Origin of the sequence: Rhodopirellula sp. JB055, from assembly GCF_043100905.1 — a bacterium.
Lineage (GTDB): Bacteria > Planctomycetota > Planctomycetia > Pirellulales > Pirellulaceae > Rhodopirellula.
In genome coordinates, this window is sequence record NZ_JBICHO010000566.1 from 1 (window position 1) to 6,040 (window position 6,040).

Annotated in this window: 5 protein-coding genes; 2 read left to right on the forward strand and 3 right to left on the reverse strand. The window is 57.0% G+C overall.

All coding sequences use genetic code 11. The features are described 5' to 3' along the window. From ACF8AM_RS22045 to ACF8AM_RS22055, 3 genes are all read right to left on the reverse strand, one after another. On the reverse strand, window positions 1-667 hold a 667-nt coding region (locus tag ACF8AM_RS22045; protein WP_392557724.1), incomplete at its 3' end, for a PQQ-binding-like beta-propeller repeat protein. A 19-nt stretch (window positions 668-686) separates the two neighbouring features. Then, window positions 687-2,357 (reverse strand): sulfatase, encoded by a 1,671-nt coding sequence (locus ACF8AM_RS22050; protein WP_392557725.1) that lies wholly within the window; start codon window positions 2,355-2,357, stop codon window positions 687-689. A 204-nt stretch (window positions 2,358-2,561) separates the two neighbouring features. Beyond that, window positions 2,562-3,224, reverse strand: coding sequence for a hypothetical protein (locus ACF8AM_RS22055; RefSeq protein WP_392557726.1), 663 nt, complete (start codon window positions 3,222-3,224; stop codon window positions 2,562-2,564). A gap of 333 nt (window positions 3,225-3,557) precedes the next feature. Here ACF8AM_RS22055 and ACF8AM_RS22060 point away from each other — a divergent pair, with 333 nt between their 5' ends. Further along, a complete protein-coding gene (locus tag ACF8AM_RS22060; protein ID WP_392557727.1) occupies window positions 3,558-4,448 on the forward strand; it encodes a prephenate dehydrogenase in 891 nt (296 codons plus the stop codon). Window positions 4,449-4,517: 69 nt separating this feature from the next. After that, window positions 4,518-6,040 (forward strand): phosphoribosylformylglycinamidine synthase subunit PurS (locus tag ACF8AM_RS22065; RefSeq protein ID WP_392557728.1); only part of this gene is annotated, 1,523 nt, incomplete at its 3' end.

Genomic DNA, 6,040 nt, shown 5'->3' on the forward strand with positions numbered 1-6,040 from the left:
AACCACCACCAAAGTTGTCCGCGGCAAGGATTACGAATGACTGATAAAGAACCGGCGAAGGAGCGTAACCGAACTTCGACGCAAAAGCGCCCACGTCGGATTGCCAAACCACTTCGCCGTTCAAATCAACTGCGGTGACAAAGATGCGTTCCTGGTTGAGGAACGCGTTCACGATCAACTCGCCATCAGAAGCGGGAGTGCCATTGGCGTTGGTGGCTTTGTTGTGAACTTCTCGGGCCGATGGGAAGTTGCCTTCGTGGATCACACGTCGCCACTTTTCGACTCCCGATCCCAAATCATACGAGACCAACATTTGTTGTTGCTTCGAATCGTCAGCCGTTCCCAAAACGACTTGATCACCGATCACGATCGGGCTGCTGTGACCGCGGCCTGGAATGTCGGCTTGCCAAACGATGTTGGTGGAATCGTCCCAGGTCGTTGGAGGCGTGGCATCACCGGCCCGTCCATCCATGCTGGGACCACGCCACTGCGGCCAAGCCAAATCAACCTCAGGCGTTTCGCGAATTTGCAACGCCACGCCACTATCGCTGATCGAAACCTCATCAACCGGCGTGGACTTCCTACATGCAGAGAATCCGAGAACAACGACGGCCAAACCAAAGAACCAAAGCAAATGGCCTGAATGGCGAAAGGTCAATCGTTTCATCGAGAATTCTCCAGCGAGTTCATTTTTTGTTTTTCGGCTTGGCGGGTTGCACTTTTTTCTTACCAGGGCCAACTGGTTCCACAAACATACCGTGCTCGAAAATCACCGGTTCGCTCATTCGAGGATCGCCGGTCCGTTTCAGCTCGCCGATCAAACGATCGTTGAGTTGCTTTTCGGTTTCCGCGTGGTCGGAGTGCCCGGCAAGGTTGTTCAAGCAATCCGGATCGGACTTCAGGTCATACATTTCGATCCGAGGACGACGTCCCACCATGAACTGAAATGCTTCCGGGTATTTTTCGCGGTTCAACGCAACGAAAGCCTTGGTCGGACTCGCATCGAGGTCCGCGTACGCCGCGAAAGTGTTTTCACGCAGCGCTTCTTCCGAAGGAAATTCCTCGGCATCGATTTCGGGACCGTCACCCATCGGAGTTCGTTCGGGCTCAAAATTGATGATGTACAACCAATCGTCGGATTGAATGGCTCGCTGTGGATAAGGCGTTGCCCCTTCACGTGCCTTTGCGACGTGTCGTTCTCGACCGGTGAAGACCGCGTCACGCGAAGGATCGATTCGGCCCGATTTTTCGCTCGTCAAAAGCGGTGTGATCGGACGGGCGATCATGCTTGCGGGAGCTTCGACGCTAGCCACTTCCAAGAACGTGGTGGCCAATTCGGGCAACGAAACAAAGTCCGTCACCACGCGATTGGAATGCTCAACGCCGTTTGGCCAACGAACCGCAAGCGGAACGTGCGTTCCAAAGTCGTACAAATTGCATTTACCACGCGAAACGCCGGGAACCCCGTGATCGCCGCTGACGACCAGCAGCGTGTCAGCGGCGATGCCGAGCCGCTGCAGTTCTTCGTCCAAAACAACCAGCGCGGCATCAAACGCCATCGCTTCGCCGAGATAGTCGGCAAAGTCTTCTCGGATCTCAGGGACGTCGGGCAGGTAAGCGGGCAACTTGCCTTTCAAGTCATCCGGATTGATGCCCCAAAGTTCATGTCCGCTCTTGGCAATCCACTTTCGGTGTGTGTTGGTGGGTCCAAACCAATAGCAAATCGGCGAATCGCCATCGAGTTTTCCGTCGTTGTCAGCGTCCAAGAAATTGCGAATGTTCTGGCGAACTTCGTCAAACAGTTTCGCTTTTGCTGCGTCGCGATCTTCGGCCTTCATCACAAACTGCGAGAAGTTATTGAACTTCGACCCCGCTTTGTTGGATGCCGTTCGTGAACCACCGTATGGAGCGTTGCCGGGTCGCCCAGGGCTCCAGACTTTGTAGGTATGCCCAATTCGGTACCCAGATTCCTCCAACAACAACGGGTAGGCTGGCAACGAGAAATCCCAGACCGCGCCGAGCAGAATCGATGCCTTGTCACATCGCCAAAACGGTTGGCCGGACATCAGCGAACTTCGGCAGGGCGTGCACGATGGTGCGCTGACAAACGCGTTGGTGAACAACACCCCGTCGCGTGCGATCGAGTCGAACTTGGGAGTCGAGATCACTTCGCTCGCGGTGCCCGGAAAGTGCTTTGCATAGGCACTCGCGTAGCAGCCCCAATCGTCTGCGAACGCCATCACGATGTGTGGCCGCGAAGCCTTTGTTTCGGATGACTCTGTTTGAGCAAGGGCTGGCGTGGCAACCAACATTAGCAAAGCGACAAACAGCAAACGGGAACGTTGCCGATGGAACATGGCATTCTCCGACGGAAAAGATTCAGGTGGGATGATGGGGAGGGATCGAAACGGGTGGCAATCAAGGTGCTCACGCGTCTCGAAGAATCATCCTAGCCAACATCCCACGCGATCGCAGAACTTCCCACGAAAATGACCCCCATTCGGACGAAAAAACGTCTGGGCCGGTGCCCTGACCGGTGGCTTGCCCGTGGACAAGCTGGCTCAGCCGTCCCGACCGCCTCGACGTTCCAGCATTTTGCGCTCGGCTTGGCGGCGATGAGACTCAACCATCTCCTTGAGAAGTTGCTCGACCGATTTCACATCCGGAATCCCAAGAAACCCAATCTCCTCGGAGTGGCTGGTTCCTTCCGAATCGGTCCATCGTTTCGCGTTGAAGATCAGGTCGCCCGATCCATCGGCAGATTGCTTTCGGTAGACGGTCCGCAGCTCGCGGGGATGAAAACTTCGGATCGTCATTCGAAACCCACCGACAAACGTGATCGCTCGTTGGTCGGTCAACAAATAGACGGTCTTGAAAGCGTTGCGATAGGCCCAGATTGGCGTCGACAACATCGCAAAGCCAATCAAGACAAATGGAACGCCGAACAAGGCGAAGAAGTCGACTCCGCGGTCGAACTTCGGCACTTGGAATCCCAAAGCACTGGCAACCCAAAACAAAGAAAACGCCGTCCACACGACAGCGAACGCAAACGTGGCCGTTGAACCAGCGGTGAAGAATCGCGGCTTGGGCGTCTCAGCCCACAGAATGGTCTCATCGGGAAGAAGCTCTTCACGAACCAATTCCGCCAACCAAGGTGACACCGTATCGGGGATCATCGCCTTGGAACGACGCTCGTTGCGATTCAAAGGAAGCTGTGCACCCATCGAAACAACCTTGCCTCATAAGCGAGTTGGTTCATCGACCATTTGATACGCGTCAGAATTTAACACGATTCCAGATCGCCCGTCGCGTCTGGCAACGGCACCACCCGTTGTCAGCAGACGTAAAAGGAAAGTGATGTGATTGCTTGGTAGAAGACGTAGCCACTCTCTAAAAACGCCAGTTTGCCACCGATGGGAACGGCGGTGGTTCTAAGGTATTCTTCTGCTCTCTCGTATTCAGCAGCATCTCCAGAGTCGGGTAGCGAAATTCGTCAAGAGTTTCGTTGCCCAAACAGACTCGCCGAAAGTCTTGACGACTTCCGCTACGAATGGCGAGTGATCCACAGCAAAAAACCTTTGGCCTCCATCCAATCCAGCCCCATGCCCGAGCCCTCCTGCCGATCAGTTGCGATCATCGGTTTGGGATTGTTGGGTGGGAGTGTCGCGCTGTCGATTCGCAGGCGTTGGCCGTCCGTCCGACTGACCGCCTGCGCCCGATCGCCTGAAACGCGGGCATTGGCTCTGGATCGCGCGATTGTAGACGAAGTTTTCGACCGCCCCGATGCCGCCGCGAACGGCTGTGATCTGGCCGTGATCGCCACGCCAGTCAACCGGATCGCGACGCTGGCCCAGACACTTGCAGGCCAATTTCCGGAGCTGACCCTGACCGACGTCGGCAGCACCAAAGGCGGTTTGGTCCGCGAATTACGGGGAACGGCGTCGGCGAAACAGTTCGTTCCGGCTCACCCGATCGCGGGAAGCGAAAAAAGCGGAGCGGAGCACGCTCGGGCGGACCTTTTCGACCACAAACCCATCGTGATCACCCCCAGTGGCGAAGAACTGCCGCAGCACATCACCGCTGTGACCGAATTTTGGCGAGCCACCGGCGGACGAATTGTCACGATGTCGGCCGAACAGCACGATGCCACCTTGGCATTGACGTCTCATTTGCCACACTTGCTGTCGTCGCTCGCCGCACGCCAAATCACTCGCGAAATGCTCGCCTTGGTCGGCACCGGCTGGCTCGACACCACTCGCGTGGCGGCGGGGGATGCGGACCTTTGGACCGCCATCGTTTCCGAGAACCGCGACGCGATCCTGAGTGCGATCGAACAATCCCGGTCGGACTTGGACACACTGCAAACCATCGTGGACCAGGGCGACGACATTGCCCTGCGAACCTGGCTCGACGCCGCCAAACAAATTCGACAATCCGCTCAAACCTGACCGCGACCACCTGCGGCCAAGCTTGCCGGATCCTTTTCCGTCTCCATCCTCATTCTCTGATTTCGCATCATGCCGCTTTGGCAAATCGACATTCATCCTGCTCCCGGTCAAATCGATCGACTCGGCGAACAAACGGCTCGTGAGATCCATGAACTCGGATTGGGCGACGACCTGCTGATCGCCGCTGCACGGGGATACTTGATCCAAGCCGACATCGACGAAGCTTCTGCCAGCGAAATTGCCTCAACGTTGCTGGCCGATTCCATCACCGAATCGGTCGTCGTTGGGCATCCTGGCAAAGACGCTTCGCAGGTCGAAGCGGACCTGTCCGAAGCTCCCGAATCGCTGATGGAACTGCTGGCGGAACGCGGCATCGAATCCGAACCGCACCTGGTGCACGTGATGCCCAAACCCGGTGTGATGGATCCTGTCGCGGCGAGTACCCAAGGCGCGCTCGCCGATCGCGGTGTTGAAGGCAGCACAGTCAAAACGTTCCGCAAATTCTGGATCGCGGGCGTCGACGAAGCTCAACTGGAAACGATCTGCCGCCGCGCTCTGTCAAACGATTCCATCGAAGCGTTTGTGATCGGGCCGTTGATGATGGACCGATTGGATGTCGGCTCGGCGGGCGAATTTGAATTGGTGCACGTGCCGATTCGCGAACTCGATGAAGCCGGATTGGAAAAACTTTCCAAGGAAGGCCAGCTTTACCTGACGCTGGTCGAGATGCAAACGATCCGCGATCACTTCGTCGAACTGGGACGTGACCCAACCGACATCGAATTGGAATCGGTCGCCCAAACTTGGTCGGAACACTGCAGCCACAAAACACTGGCTGGCCGGATTCACTACAAGGGTCCTGGTGCCGATGGCACACCGGGCGGCGACGAACGCCAGTACAACAACATGCTCAAAGAAACGATCTTTGAAGCAACTCAAACCATTCGTCGCTCCCTGGGCGATGACGATTGGTGCGTCAGCGTGTTCAAGGACAACGCGGGCATCGTGACCTTCGACGAACAAGACCACGTGTGCTTCAAAGTCGAAACGCACAATCACCCGTCGGCGCTCGAACCTTACGGCGGAGCCAACACCGGAATCGGTGGCGTCATCCGTGACCCGATGGGCACGGGCATGGGAGCCAAACCGATCTGCAACACCGACGTGTTCTGCTTCGCTCCACCGGACGTCTCGCCCGAAGCATTGCCGCCTGGCGTGCTGCATCCCCGCCGCGTCATTCAAGGCGTCGTGTCCGGCGTGCGTGACTACGGCAACCGAATGGGGATTCCCACGGTCAACGGTGCGGTCTACTTCGACGAGCGTTATCTCGGCAACCCGCTGGTTTACTGCGGCAACGTCGGCATCATTCCCGTGGGCATGGAAGACAAAGAAGTCAAACCCAATGACTTGATCGTCGCTGTCGGTGGACGCACCGGGCGAGACGGCATCCACGGGGCAACGTTCAGCAGTGCGGAACTGACCAGCGAATCCGAATCGCTGTCCGGCGGTGCCGTTCAAATCGGCAACGCGATCACCGAAAAGATGGTGCTCGACGTGCTGATGCAGGCTCGCGATCGCGGCTTGTACAACGC